We start from the raw sequence: 12367 nt of genomic DNA on the forward strand, positions 1-12367 counted from the left end.
AGTTAATATGAAAATGAAAAATCTCGATAAAAAGAAATTTCAATTAAGATTGGCTTATGTGTCAGATTATTGGAATTCAAGTTGGATTGATGATCCTGAAAGGGAAAAAAACTTAACTCAAAGAATTATTGATGTAAAAGACAATTTTTCATGGTGTTTTTTAGCATTCCAAGATTTAATATTAATGAAACTTATTATAAATTGGTTCCATAAACACGATATTAATGAAACTAAAAATTATGCTTATAACTATGCAAAACTACAATATGTGATGGCTCAATCACCCTATGATTATTTAGGTCAAGAATATGCCTATGAAAAAAGAGCGTTTGAAGGGTTGTGGTTTCTATTATCCAATCATAAACCACTGATTGAATGGTACTCAAATCTAGCTCATATTTTTAGTCAATCTGCGGACAACCCTAAATCAGAGCAATTTTTTACCAAACAATTTTTTATTGCATTACGTGGAGATTGGAAAGTTTTACAAGAGCGTTGTGAGAAAGTGTTAGCAGATCCACCGACATCGGGTCGTGGCAAAAACTACTTAATTGACCACACTTTTTACTTATCTCTTTCTCAAGGGGATATTGATGGTATGATAAATGCTATTTCCCAACTTTTAGAAACCAAAACTTTTAATCGCAGACAACGCATGGATTTAGAAAGCGGTTATACAAAAGATTTAATAGATACTCCAGCAACGCTTTATACTAAACTGGCATGGTATCATGGCTATCAAATTCAAATTGAAAGCGATTACATTCCCAAAGAATGGTTAGAGATGACACCTTTGGAAAACTATCAAGATGAATTTGAGTTTATGAAAAAGTATAGTATATAATCAATCAAGATTGCTGTCCTCATTTTGGATTAAAGACACAGGCTGGCTAAAAGCCTCCTTGCTAGAACAAGGCATGATACTGCTTGATAGAAACAATCAAGAAGTAGAAGTTATAAGCCAATACCTACTACCCAACCACACCGATACCGTCTATAACATCGAAGTCAATGACTTTCACACCTACCATGTGGGTAGATTGGGTGTGTGGGTGCATAATGATGGATGTTGTGGGGTTCAGCAAAAGCCGATAGAAAACCTTTCAAAACCATTAAGTAAATCGACAACAGACCATATCAGCAATAGACACGATTATAATTTAGTTAAAAAGCAAATAGAAGCGATTGTTAATAAAACAGGTAAAACAAAAGAAGAAGCCATTAAGATGTTAAATATTGGTGATAGAACTTTTTTAATAAGAATTGGAGTAATGAAACTATTATAAAAGCAACTGAATACGCAAGACAAGATGCTATAAAGAACAATGTATTAAGTGGAAATCATAGTGTACTATATCGTGGAGAAAAGATTACCATAAATATATCCAATGAAGGTAAAGTTTCTACAGCATACGGAAATCATAAATATGATTTAAAAGATTTTTAATTAATGGAGATTATAATATGATAAATATTGAATATAGGATAAACGAAGAATCTATATATGACTGCAGTACTAATATTTGTGAAAAGCCAATCATATATGGCGTTTTTGTGATTGAAAGTGATTTTGGTCTATCCTTGAGAGATAGATGTATGCTTGACGATGAATTATTTGATTTACTTAAATTTAATGATGATTTGTTCAATTGGTTTTTTAATATTCAATTAATTAATATTAAATTATTAAGCAATAATAATTGTAACACGCTTGATTATGATTTGGATAATGACCAGTATGTAAATTCTATTTTATTTAATAGAATTGGTAATAAATTAAAAATATATGATATAAAGTATGAAAAAAATTTTAACACATCCAATCCGATTGACATTATTTCACATCCTTTATGTGAAATAATGTCAAGTTCAGAAATTGATATAAATGATTGGATAGTAGAAACATCAGAAAAGACAGAAAAATTTATCAAAGATTTAATATCTATAAAAGATGATTTGCAAAATTTTGAATATGTAAAATTACTTAGAAATAATATTAATAATTAGAAAATATTTAATTTTCAAGCAGATAAATAACCCTGTGGGTAGATTGGGTGTGTGGGTGCATAATGCGGATTGTTGTGATTTGAGCAATTTAAAAACCATCAATACAAGACATTATGCAGATAAAGTAACTCAAAAGAGTGTTGCAAAAGAGAAAAATACTGTTGTTAACAGAAAAGCTGTAGATATTTCTGCCGATGTTCAAGCAATTAGAGATGGAAAAGCAACCATTATAAATAACCAGTTCCATGTCAATGGTAGGATTTATGGGCATCATGACGGTACACTGTACCCCATATCTGGCACAGGATTTTATACCTTAAATAGAGCTGAGTACAAAGTATTGGGGGTTTATAATCAATTTGGTAATAGTCAAAAATCCAAGCAGATATTGAGTAATATGGGTATAGATAAAACTACCCAAAATAAAGTTTTAGAAATATTTCAAGAGTTAAACAAATGATAGATTTTTATTCTAACAATAAATACGATGTAAGTAAAGCTAAATATTTAATGCAAAATATTTTTTGTTTAGATGAAGAAAAAATATTTGTTTGTCAACTATGTGAATTAAGTGAAATTTTGATTGATGACGACATAGAATGTTTATGCGTTATATCAGATGTTTGCGGTTCTGTAAAAAGTTTACTTCAGATTTATAGAGCGGAGATATATCTTTCTGTATTCTTAGACAAGTTAAAGCATTTTTCAGAATACCATAATGACACATTTTTTGTTCCATATGATGATTTTAATGGATATTATAAGATATCTGGAAATAGTGAAATTCAGGAAGTATCTTTAAATGAAGAAAAGTCCAATGATGACAAAATTGTATTTTAAATCCTTGATTTTTTCTGATTATGCAAATAAAAAACTGGTAAACTCGACTGATGTGCATTAACCAATCAATCCCTCCAGAACTGGTGCCAAGAAACCATGATAGATGTTACACAAACTAAAACCTATCAACAGGCTTTGGCTCATACCATTCAATATGCCACTTTTAACCAAGAAAGAAAACTTTTAAAACCACTAAAGAACATTCATTTTGGATGGAAGGTATTGGTTAGCTAAAAGCGTCTTTACTAGAACAAGGTATGATACTGCTTGATAGAAATAATCAAGAAGTAGAAGTTATAAGCCAATACCTACTACCCAACCACACTGATACCGTCTATAATATCGAAGTCGATGATTTTCACACCTATCATGTGGGTAGATTGGGTGTGTGGGTGCATAATGCGGATTGTTGTAATTTAAAATATGAAGCGGCACCTTATTATGGAAATGTTGGTAATACAGTAAAGTCAAAGGCTCCAACTGTACCGGTACAAACAAAAAATAAACCCTAAAACCCAATCCCAGCCCCAACACCAATTACCCAATCATCTTTAATCCATTCTGGAGCTTTGATGGCTTTACCGATGAATAAATCGATGTAGGCTGTATTTGGGGTGTTGTTTAGTTTGAAGTTAGATTGGTTGTGTGTGGATTGTTTTGCTTGCTCTTTGGTTTGATAATGATGACGAATACCAATGGCGGCAGCTGATAGGTATCTTTGGTTTTTGATGGTGTTTTGACCATAGACCATGCCTTGATCTAAGCCTATATATAGCTGTGTGCTGTGCTGGTTGTTTGATGATTGATAAGGCAGATGCCAAGCAAGTTCTTGAGATAGCCTAACACCATGCTCACCTGATAGATAATCGCCTTCTTTGATGCCTTTGGTATCGTATCCACCTAAGTAGAATAAATCAGATGGTGTAGGCAGCTGTCTTGCATATTGAGCTTGTAGCTTGGCAGTGTAGTTTAAATGAATTGGGTTTTTGGCTTTGGTATTTTGGGTAAAGCTGTTTTGATTTAGAACAATTGGCTTTTGAAAGCTGGCAAAGACAGACCAAATCGGCGCTCGAGCAAAGCCTTCACTAGGCAATCTTTGTCCAAAGGCGTTGTAAATATCTTCTTCAGGGGCAGGCTTAGCTTTTAATGCACCTGTGCCTTGTCTATATTCTAGGTTGGTGTATAGATAGGCGTTATTACTAAAATACTGCTGATAAGTAATGCCAATGCCATAGCCTGTGGTACGTCTGTTTTGCACTTCAATCTGTACATCATCGATAAAATTACGACTTTGCTTATGATGGGCTTTGATGTAGCCTTCGGTTTTGTGTGTGGCGTTTCTGTGTAGTAGTCTCGTTAGCCCAAGGCTACTTGTCTTGGTCGTGCCATGATACATCAAAGGATTATCTAGACCTTCAATAAACTGCTTATACTGATAATGGCTGTGTGATAGATTGGCTTTGTATAAGCCATAAGGCAGGGTTAGGCTTGTGTGATAATTAAGCTGTCTATCCCTATCTAGCTTAACACCCAAATCATCTTGCATGGCATCAATCAATCTAAATAAGGGATAATTGGCAGAGACTTGCCATTCATCATTCACACCCAGTAAATTATTAGCACGCACATCAATGCTTGCCAGATAGTTATCATAAGCATCAGATAGGCTATTATCAACGTGAAAACCAAGATGGATGCTTTTGGTTCTATCCATCGTGATGAGTAAATCACTAAAGCCTGTATCTGACGTATTACCAATACTTTGCTGTTCATCTAGGCTATTTGTTTGGTTTGAGTTTGTTGGTATGATTTGTAGATTGGCAGTAGGGTCAATCTTCTTTAGGGTATCCATCCCATGCTCTAAGGTTGGTAGATGAAATATTTGATTGGGTTTGATGGCAAGTGCTTGACGAATAAAGATGGGGGTTTTGTGATGCTTGTTTGATGATGGATTTGGTTCATTTAGTTTGACTGATTTGTTTGATTGAAAAGCGATGTTTTTAATCTTGCCTGTACTCACAGCCAATACTAACCTGCCAGATGATAAATCCTGCTCATCAATACTGATACGACTGGTTAAAAATCCACGCTTTAACAGCTCATTATGGGCGATATCAACAATCAAAGACAAATTATGCTGACCAATACAGCGACCGATGGCAAAGGTGGGCTTATTATAATCAAGCAAAGGGTATAACACAAAATCAAAGCGGTTATCAGCCCTTAACCCATCATCAACCTGTAAGCTAATCTCATCAATCACAAAACATGGTGTATCAAAAGCTTCATCAAGCCAAGTAGGACTGCTGACATCAACCATGTCAGCATCCGAAGTGTCATCCACAACATCAATTCCACCAAAATCAAAGTTTGGTTCAAAGTCTTGTCTGGCAAGATGAGTTAATTCAGCTTGGCGTAACTCGCTGCTTAGGGTTTTTGGTAGAAGTATGCTACCAGTAGTCGTGCTTTGAGTGTTTGCGTAAGTAGCCTTACAATACATACAAAGCATGAACAGTAGTAGGGTTTGGATGCGTGGAATTGACGGGTGCATGGGTTGTGTTTATGTTGGGTTAAGATTATAGTGAAATACGAATTTAATTTTGTCAAAATGGATGAATTATATTTATGTCATAAAACAAATAACACTGCGACCTTTTATCTAAAAGAGCATCTAAAATATCACTTTCATCAAATGACTCATCACCCCAGTGAACAGATTGAGCTGCACCAAATAAACTTGTTTGATATGCCTGAATGATAACATTTAAAACTTTCTGCGAAAAAATACCCTCTTGATTGGAAAATTGACCCCAATCGTAAATGTAAATATCGTGCCATTTTAACCAATTTTCAATAAAATAATCTGATATGACATCATGTAGAGCATCAAGAGATTCGCCATTAGTTAGGGTGCTTTCTTTACCTCTTAATTTACCACCAATCAATGCAACTTTCTCAGTAGTACTTTGGCAATCAGATAGATATATCGAGATTTTTTTTGTTGCTTTTTGGCAGCTCTTTTTTATAAGCAAACTTAATCATTTTATTCTCCCAAAAGCCTTTCTGTCATTATCACCATTGGACATAATTTTACCATGATGATTGTCTGGCATCAAGGACTTGTACCGGTACACTATTGCGTTATTTTATCAGCTAGACTTGTCAAGATAAGCCCCCAGTGTCCCAAAAATTTCATTAAGACCGATGATTTTTGCTGGGGGTTTACTTTGTCTTTATGGGTCGGTCTGATGATGCTTAAGGTGTAACCACTATAATCTGTATGCTTATTAAGAACTAAGGTGTTAGGAAATCTAGTTCTAAAACCTTCAGTTTCTTTTGCAATGAATTGTTCGATTTCTTTTGCATTGACTCCTTCGGCAACAGAGTTTAGATTGATGTTGATACGCCAATATTTTTCAGGAATGATTTTCTGGGCTATATCTAGATAGCGATACACAGTCTTTCTATCCTTGAATGGAAAACGTATTGCGCTTTTAGAGCCAGACCCCTTATTGTAAAAAGTCTCTAAAAACCACAATAGTTCTTTCCTACCCCCCTTGTCTTGCCATAGCTTATCCATATTCTCAAAACATAAGTGGGATAAGGCAATATCACTTTGGAAATGAAGTGGTGCAGGGGCGATGAGAGGATGATCAGACTTAGAAATTCTGTCCTTGCCAATGAGTTTGTGATGAGGCTTGCCTTCATCAATAGCTAACGTAAGTGCGCTTGTATAGATGGCACATGCATCATCATAATCAAAGCTACTACCACAGCTTTCCACTAAAGACTTGCCCTCCTCTAACTGTGCAAGTAGGTCGTAAATAGCCTCACGACTATACTTAGTAAATAGACCTTTGTTTTTAACCAGTTGACCGTCGATTGTATTGGGCACTGGGTTATCATCTTGCTTTTGTCGATGGGTTTTTTTCGTGATGGGTATTGCATTTAGCTTATTGCTGAGTTTGCGTCTAAGTCGTCTAAGGTTGACAGTGTTGTCTTTAAAATTTGCAGCATTGGGACTGCCTCGATTTAGGTTTTCGCGACGCAAACCTGTAAGTTTCATGACAAGTCCGATAGGCATATTTATATCAGCAGAACTGAGCTGATGACTTGCTATTAAATCAGCAGTATGGATGTATGAATTAAAGGTGGTGTTTAGGTCTGCATGCCCAGCAAAGCTAATTAGTGCATGCCAATAGTTGGGCGATAGTTTCTTGCTGGACCTAAAAAATGCGTTTTTATCAGCTTGATTTGATCAGCAGAATAGTCGCTAAACATTCCAACAAAACTAGCATCGCAGCGCAATATCATTGCCATCATAGAAATGGAATGATGGCGGAAACTGTGGGCAGTTATCGCTTCCCCTCCATATTTGACCTGCCTTAAAACTTGCTCTACACCATGATAGTCTATGGGCAGGCTGTGATTTGCTAAGGTAAAAAGGTATCGACTTCTTTGGCTGTACTTCATTAAAAAAAGTTTTCTCAGCCATGCTTTTTCTTTTTCGGTAAGCAAGATTGAAAGAGAAAGTCGCCTTGTGCCATCATCTGATTTGATCTGGCAATGTTCATTACTGCGAACAATTACGCTAAAATCATTTAAGGATAAGCTGCCATATTCAAAGTCGCTAAGTTTCAGGCCGAGAACTTCATTAATTCTCATCCCTGTGCGATACAATAGACTTATGATGACCTTGAGTAAAAGTTTGTTGTGATCATTTAATATGTCCTTCTGTTCATCAATGATGGCAAGTAAGCGGTGATATACCTCAGGAGCGATCATGCGCGATCTAACAATCATGGGGTCGTTTTGTTTGAGAGATGGATATTGGGCGCATTAGAATATTTTTTAGTGTGGCGTGAAGAGAAAGTAGTACTTGCTGCGTATAGCCCACTTTGGACACCCCAATTTTTGGTTTGCTTTCGAATTTTTGAGTGAGAATCAGTTGGTAGGCATACTCATAATCCTGTGCCTGCCAAATGTCAAATTCGGCATCACGAGTTGCCCACATGAAATCATTGCCAATCTCACTTAAATATCGCTTTAAGGTTGATACAGTGTTATTCTCCCCCAGTAATTGCAGCATCCAAGCAATAAGTCGCTGCCCGTTCGGTGGCACTTCTTTTGACAGCTCTGTAAGACTGGATTTGATTGATGATTTTTCTTTTAAATTTTTTCGTATCATGTTGACAACATCATAGCGAGGAATGACTGTCCTTGATTTTGAAATTCGAGGTTTGATCAGTAAATTTGTTAGGTCATTATCTTGAATTGTGAAGAATTTGGGTAAAGTGGGATTAAAATATGACTGCCAATGTGCCTTGGTCAGTGTGGTATGGCGTTGTTTACCTATGCGAGTCTGCACTAAGCAGTTGTCAATACGTACATTATCTAATGTTTGCCAATAAATATTAACATGGGACAAATACTCCCAGTCACTTAGGTCTTCTAAAATAGGAGTTTTTTTGAAAGTGCGAAGATTGGTAATGTCCAACAGTTTATTTCTGCATGATTTAAAGGCGGGGAATTTACGGGTAGTACTAATATCCGAAATATGTCCCTCACTTTCGTGCAATAGTCTTTGGAGATATGAATACCACATAAGACTCACATCATCCAGGACTATAAAACGGCTATAAGTAATGACAGTTGCAGAGCTGTTTACCTCACCATCTTGGTTATTAATCTGATTGCCATACATTTGTGATGGTATGTCAATAACAAAACCATAGTGTCCATTGAATTCGAGTAATGGCTCGTGACAGATGGCTTGATAAATTGGTTCTAGTAATTCGGCTTCATTATAGCCAGCAAATCTAATAAAGCTAAAGAGCAGGTAGCATATCGCGTCCCGAATGTTGAACTTGTCTTTCTTAATCCAGCGATCAATGGTGTTGTTAATCACCGTATTGGCGGTCTGATGGTATAAAAAAGTTTCCAGGTCGTTAGTATTGGCGGGACGCTTTGGCTCGTAAACAGTTGCGGGTGCAGGTAGAGGACTCAATCCATTTTTTTGTCTCGATACGTTGAGACGATAAAAAATGATGTGCGTGCTTTTAAAGCAAGAACCAGTTGCTTATTAGCAAAACGTTCTGAGAGCTTGTTAAAAATTTTATCATACAAAGCATAAACTTGGTCGTCGGTATACCCGTCTTTATGTTCTTCTAAGAACGTCAAAAGTTCATATTCACAAATATTTTTCGACTGTTGGCTGATATTTAATACTTTTTGTTTGCGGTTTTCCGCGCGCTTTATGTAGCCATAGCTGGGTTTTTGTTTGTTTTTCATAGTTTTAAATTTTGTTCTCTTGTATATGTAAATTCTAGAAAATTATTAGCATATTAATTCGATTGCTCTCATTTTATATGCTGCAAACGAAGCTTATCCGCTAAAGCCTGGTAAGTTGATTTCACTGCTATAATATCCCCCTTTGATAGGGAGCTGAATTTTTGGTGGCTCTCTTGCCCGGCCATCTCATGTCCAAAAATTGCCATAATAATTGCCTCATCTACGCCTGATTCATGCAAGAATTTTTGCCCAAGATGGCGAAGCCAATCGGTTTTAAAAGCGAAATAAGTCTTCAGTGTATCCATGATAAATTTGGGGGAGATGGCAGTCATTTTTCCCTTGCCATTATAATAATTGAGAAGAGGCCTGCGGGAGTTCAATATATCACCAATATCATTGCCAAGGTTAGGATTTAACTTTCTTTATTTGGCATCAAACTCCTCCAGGTATTGTACAAAGTCCTCAATGGCGCTTTTCAAGAACGTGCAAACAGGCACAAGCCTTTGAGCCTCAGAACCAGCGCGTTCTTCTTTATCTTGAATCCAAGCAAGCCCAAAATCCAAATTGAATTGATTGAGGAATCCTGGCGCACCTTCTACAGAGCGCACGGAAGTCAACAGTAAGCATATGTGCCATAGCCATAGATTGTACAGATTAAACTTATCAATATAATTAGAGGCTTGGATAACTTGCGCGCGCAAATGAAATAAAAATTTTTCAACCAATGAGAAGCTGGGAGTGCTCTGACTACCAATGTGATAACTTTGGTATAGCGCGTAGACCTGAAAATGATCTTGGTCACCTACTAAAGAAGAGTGGTTGTTTTTGAGGATGTTAATGGCCCTTCTGTAAAGACTGACAATATTACCGATATCGTTAGAGCTGTACCAAATATCGGCACGCTTACGTTCATTTCTACCTGTAACAATGGTAGCAATCTGGCTATTGGTCAATGTACAAGCAAGTGTGGTGTAAAGTATTTTTTCGATTCGGTTGAGACTAAGGTAGGGGAGATGCAACTCACTCTTTACCTGTGCGATTACCGTCGATATAGTATTAGAGTCAGGCAAGGTTTTATTTGGATTTGCTAGTGCTTCATACAGTTTTTTTGGCAGTGGGATATTAACTGGCTCCAATCTGTTGGCAAGTGCAAGACGGATATTCTTACTCTTAATTTTTAGTGTTGTTATATTAAGATTGATGATGAAATATAATTTATCACTTTGAAGATCAACCTTTATTATTTGTTTTTTATTGCGGCCAATGCTTCTGTTAACAATCTGACATTGCGACCTGTATACACTGAAAGCAGTATAAAAACGATAGCACTATGGTGTTTATCATTTGTAGGGGTTCTATTCAGATACTCCCAAAGCTTCGACAGAACATTGCGTGCTACAAATAGCGGCAAGATTCTTGGGTTGGAGATGATAAGCATCTCATTTTTATTGGCATGTGTATATTTACTTTTGGTTCGCTTGTACAATTGAATGCTTGCAAATTTTTTCAGCCTCCTGTATGGAAGCCTGCTCCAATTGGACAAATGCTGGAGGCTCATCAAGACCAAAAGCGGCAACATCAAAGGCGGAATTATTGGAAAAAAATCTTGCTTCTTGCAAGTGATCACCATCATCATCTGTATGGTGAAAAGTGGTAATAGGCCGTATTTTATTGGAGCGAGAGACAATGTTTCGTGTAATTTTTTTCTTTGGTGATATGCAAATTCTATTGTCCGGCACATACCCTGGAATTTCGATGTGAGTAAGGAGTCGTATTCTTTAGAGATTACATCTTTTGTCTTTTGAAAACTTAAAAACGTCTCCTCGAGGGTGTCACCCTGTAGTTCGTAACACAACATGTTCCATAATCTATGGTAATCCTGCGTACTATCCATAAGTTTTCGAGATTCGGTAGCTGTCTCGATGATGCGTTGAGGGAGGTCGTGAGAAGCAAAGTAAAGCAATAAATGACATAATTTCGATATCCATACCCATTCTAGAGATGGGCTTTTATGGTTTAAAGGGGATAATCGATATGTGCTTGCTAGGAATATAGACACGACATAATCATCGTGCGTCATTTTACGTTCTTTTTTGTACGCGTTAAAGATATCGCATAAAATTGATTGGCTCAAGAAAATGGGGTCATCATTCTTAAGGGGGATGCAAATCCCCATGAATTCGACATTAGTCAGGGAGGCAAGCGCCAAAAAATTTCCCGTAATAAGTAAGCGTGACTATTGTTATTGGGCAATAAATGAGCCAATGCTAATCGGATATCATGCTCATTCATGTAGACTCTCCTCAATAAGATCAGCAAAGGTAGGCATGGGGATGTTCTTTGGGGCTTTGGCTAGATAGTAATCCCAGCTTTTCCTGCTAATATTTTTTTGATTAAAATTTTTTGAATGGTGGGCTTACCACCGAGTGTATCAATAACTGTACCAGAGGGGCATTCGGACAGTAATTTTGGGAAGATGTGCAAACTAACATTTGACACAAGAAACACATCAAACAAATGATTCCAAGCCTTCTTATTGACTTCGTTATCGCTAAGCGTTACTTCCTTGACGTAGATTCTATCCCCATTCTTTATTTTTAGGCAGGATGAAAAATTGGTATAGAAGTAATAGCGACCCTCTCGGTGAACTACTTCGATATAGGAAGTGTCAGAGGTGGAGAGTGGTAGATTGGCAGAATTTTCACATACAAATTGATAGCACTTTTTTGCATGTTGATGGACTATCAGATTGTCGTGGACAATTATCGATTTGACGTGCGTTTTTTTGTTAGCGGGTTTCATTTTTTGTGCGCAATTAAAATTAGGTTGGTATAATTTTACCCTAAATTTAGGGTGTCTGCAAAGACACAAAATCAAATAAATTATGTATCAGTAAATGAAAATATATTAAAAAAATTCCATCAAAATCCTTTAAAATACTAGCTTTACATATAATATAGGTTTATATAATTTAGGTGGCTGACATTGCCAAGGTTGGGGTCGCGAGTTCGAATCTCGTTTCCCGCTCCAAATTCTAAAAAGCCTAAATCGATAGATTTAGGCTTTTTTATTGTTTAAATTCAATAGGTTATAATAAAAATTTATTTATAAAAAATTACTCAGGGAAAGAGAGGCGATTCGTGCTTAGAGCTTTGCGTGACCAAAACATGACCATCGTGAAAATTTCATATTTTTTAAAAAGCCTGAATTGACACCAACTCTCATTTTT

The 12367-nt window shown here is 36.4% G+C and carries 14 protein-coding genes and 1 pseudogene; 6 read left to right on the forward strand and 9 right to left on the reverse strand.

Going from position 1 to position 12367, the window contains the following annotated elements:
• Nucleotides 1-7 precede the first annotated feature (7 nt).
• From DYD54_RS09560 to DYD54_RS09585, 6 genes and pseudogenes are all read left to right on the forward strand, one after another.
• Nucleotides 8-844 (forward strand): Imm49 family immunity protein, encoded by an 837-nt coding sequence (locus DYD54_RS09560; protein WP_228703554.1) that lies wholly within the window; start codon nucleotides 8-10, stop codon nucleotides 842-844.
• Between the two features lie 58 nt (nucleotides 845-902).
• Nucleotides 903-1286 (forward strand): polymorphic toxin-type HINT domain-containing protein, encoded by a 384-nt coding sequence (locus tag DYD54_RS09565; RefSeq protein WP_256594045.1) that lies wholly within the window; start codon nucleotides 903-905, stop codon nucleotides 1284-1286.
• A 178-nt stretch (nucleotides 1287-1464) separates the two neighbouring features.
• On the forward strand, nucleotides 1465-2007 hold the full coding sequence (locus DYD54_RS09570; RefSeq protein ID WP_063514689.1) for a hypothetical protein: 543 nt from the start codon (nucleotides 1465-1467) through the stop codon (nucleotides 2005-2007).
• A gap of 55 nt (nucleotides 2008-2062) precedes the next feature.
• Nucleotides 2063-2467: a hypothetical protein gene (locus tag DYD54_RS09575; RefSeq protein WP_228703555.1), complete on the forward strand. Its 405-nt coding sequence runs from the start codon at nucleotides 2063-2065 to the stop codon at nucleotides 2465-2467.
• Entirely contained in the window at nucleotides 2464-2847 is a 384-nt protein-coding gene (locus tag DYD54_RS09580) for a hypothetical protein (RefSeq protein WP_003663351.1), read from the forward strand. The genes DYD54_RS09575 and DYD54_RS09580 overlap by 4 nt, the downstream gene beginning before the upstream one ends.
• 245 nt (nucleotides 2848-3092) lie before the next feature.
• Nucleotides 3093-3359 (forward strand): annotated as a pseudogene (locus DYD54_RS09585) (polymorphic toxin-type HINT domain-containing protein); the annotation flags it as partial.
• Here DYD54_RS09585 and DYD54_RS09590 read toward each other — a convergent pair.
• From DYD54_RS09590 to DYD54_RS11485, 9 genes are all read right to left on the reverse strand, one after another.
• Entirely contained in the window at nucleotides 3356-5398 is a 2043-nt protein-coding gene (locus DYD54_RS09590; protein WP_084260694.1) for a ShlB/FhaC/HecB family hemolysin secretion/activation protein, read from the reverse strand. The pseudogene DYD54_RS09585 and the gene DYD54_RS09590 overlap by 4 nt on opposite strands.
• 52 nt (nucleotides 5399-5450) lie before the next feature.
• Nucleotides 5451-5879, reverse strand: coding sequence for a hypothetical protein (locus DYD54_RS09595; protein ID WP_063514692.1), 429 nt, complete (start codon nucleotides 5877-5879; stop codon nucleotides 5451-5453).
• Nucleotides 5880-5980: 101 nt separating this feature from the next.
• The gene (locus DYD54_RS09600) at nucleotides 5981-6913 is read right to left on the reverse strand and encodes a hypothetical protein (protein ID WP_147285093.1); all 933 of its coding nucleotides are present in this window, start codon (nucleotides 6911-6913) and stop codon (nucleotides 5981-5983) included.
• 119 nt (nucleotides 6914-7032) lie between these two features.
• Nucleotides 7033-7632, reverse strand: a complete 600-nt coding sequence (locus DYD54_RS09605; RefSeq protein ID WP_063514694.1) for a site-specific integrase — start codon at nucleotides 7630-7632, stop codon at nucleotides 7033-7035.
• A 7-nt stretch (nucleotides 7633-7639) separates the two neighbouring features.
• The gene (locus DYD54_RS09610) at nucleotides 7640-8854 is read right to left on the reverse strand and encodes a hypothetical protein (protein WP_063514695.1); all 1215 of its coding nucleotides are present in this window, start codon (nucleotides 8852-8854) and stop codon (nucleotides 7640-7642) included.
• On the reverse strand, nucleotides 8851-9138 hold the full coding sequence (locus DYD54_RS09615; RefSeq protein WP_063514696.1) for a hypothetical protein: 288 nt from the start codon (nucleotides 9136-9138) through the stop codon (nucleotides 8851-8853). The genes DYD54_RS09610 and DYD54_RS09615 overlap by 4 nt, the downstream gene beginning before the upstream one ends.
• A 68-nt stretch (nucleotides 9139-9206) precedes the next feature.
• The gene (locus DYD54_RS09620; RefSeq protein WP_063514697.1) at nucleotides 9207-9470 is read right to left on the reverse strand and encodes a hypothetical protein; all 264 of its coding nucleotides are present in this window, start codon (nucleotides 9468-9470) and stop codon (nucleotides 9207-9209) included.
• Nucleotides 9471-9560: 90 nt separating this feature from the next.
• Complete coding sequence (locus tag DYD54_RS09625; RefSeq protein WP_063514698.1) at nucleotides 9561-10274, reverse strand: hypothetical protein; 714 nt, start codon at nucleotides 10272-10274, stop codon at nucleotides 9561-9563.
• Between the two features lie 327 nt (nucleotides 10275-10601).
• Complete coding sequence (locus tag DYD54_RS11485) at nucleotides 10602-10757, reverse strand: hypothetical protein (RefSeq protein ID WP_157079198.1); 156 nt, start codon at nucleotides 10755-10757, stop codon at nucleotides 10602-10604.
• Nucleotides 10758-12367 lie beyond the last annotated feature (1610 nt).

The organism is Moraxella ovis (assembly GCF_900453105.1).
Lineage (GTDB): Bacteria > Pseudomonadota > Gammaproteobacteria > Pseudomonadales > Moraxellaceae > Moraxella > Moraxella ovis.

What these genes read in the sequence shown, in the direction of transcription:
- DYD54_RS09620 (WP_063514697.1), bottom strand. Translation starts at nt 9,470, where the DNA reads ATGACTGCCATCTCCCCCAAATTTATCATGGATACACTGAAGACTTAT.
- DYD54_RS09570 (WP_063514689.1), top strand. Translation starts at nt 1,465, where the DNA reads ATGATAAATATTGAATATAGGATAAACGAAGAATCTATATATGACTGC.
- DYD54_RS09600 (WP_147285093.1), bottom strand. Translation starts at nt 6,913, where the DNA reads ATGAAACTTACAGGTTTGCGTCGCGAAAACCTAAATCGAGGCAGTCCC.
- DYD54_RS09580 (WP_003663351.1), top strand. Translation starts at nt 2,464, where the DNA reads ATGATAGATTTTTATTCTAACAATAAATACGATGTAAGTAAAGCTAAA.
- DYD54_RS09605 (WP_063514694.1), bottom strand. Translation starts at nt 7,632, where the DNA reads ATGATCGCTCCTGAGGTATATCACCGCTTACTTGCCATCATTGATGAA.
- DYD54_RS09590 (WP_084260694.1), bottom strand. Translation starts at nt 5,398, where the DNA reads ATGCACCCGTCAATTCCACGCATCCAAACCCTACTACTGTTCATGCTT.
- DYD54_RS09560 (WP_228703554.1), top strand. Translation starts at nt 8, where the DNA reads ATGAAAATGAAAAATCTCGATAAAAAGAAATTTCAATTAAGATTGGCT.
- DYD54_RS09615 (WP_063514696.1), bottom strand. Translation starts at nt 9,138, where the DNA reads ATGAAAAACAAACAAAAACCCAGCTATGGCTACATAAAGCGCGCGGAA.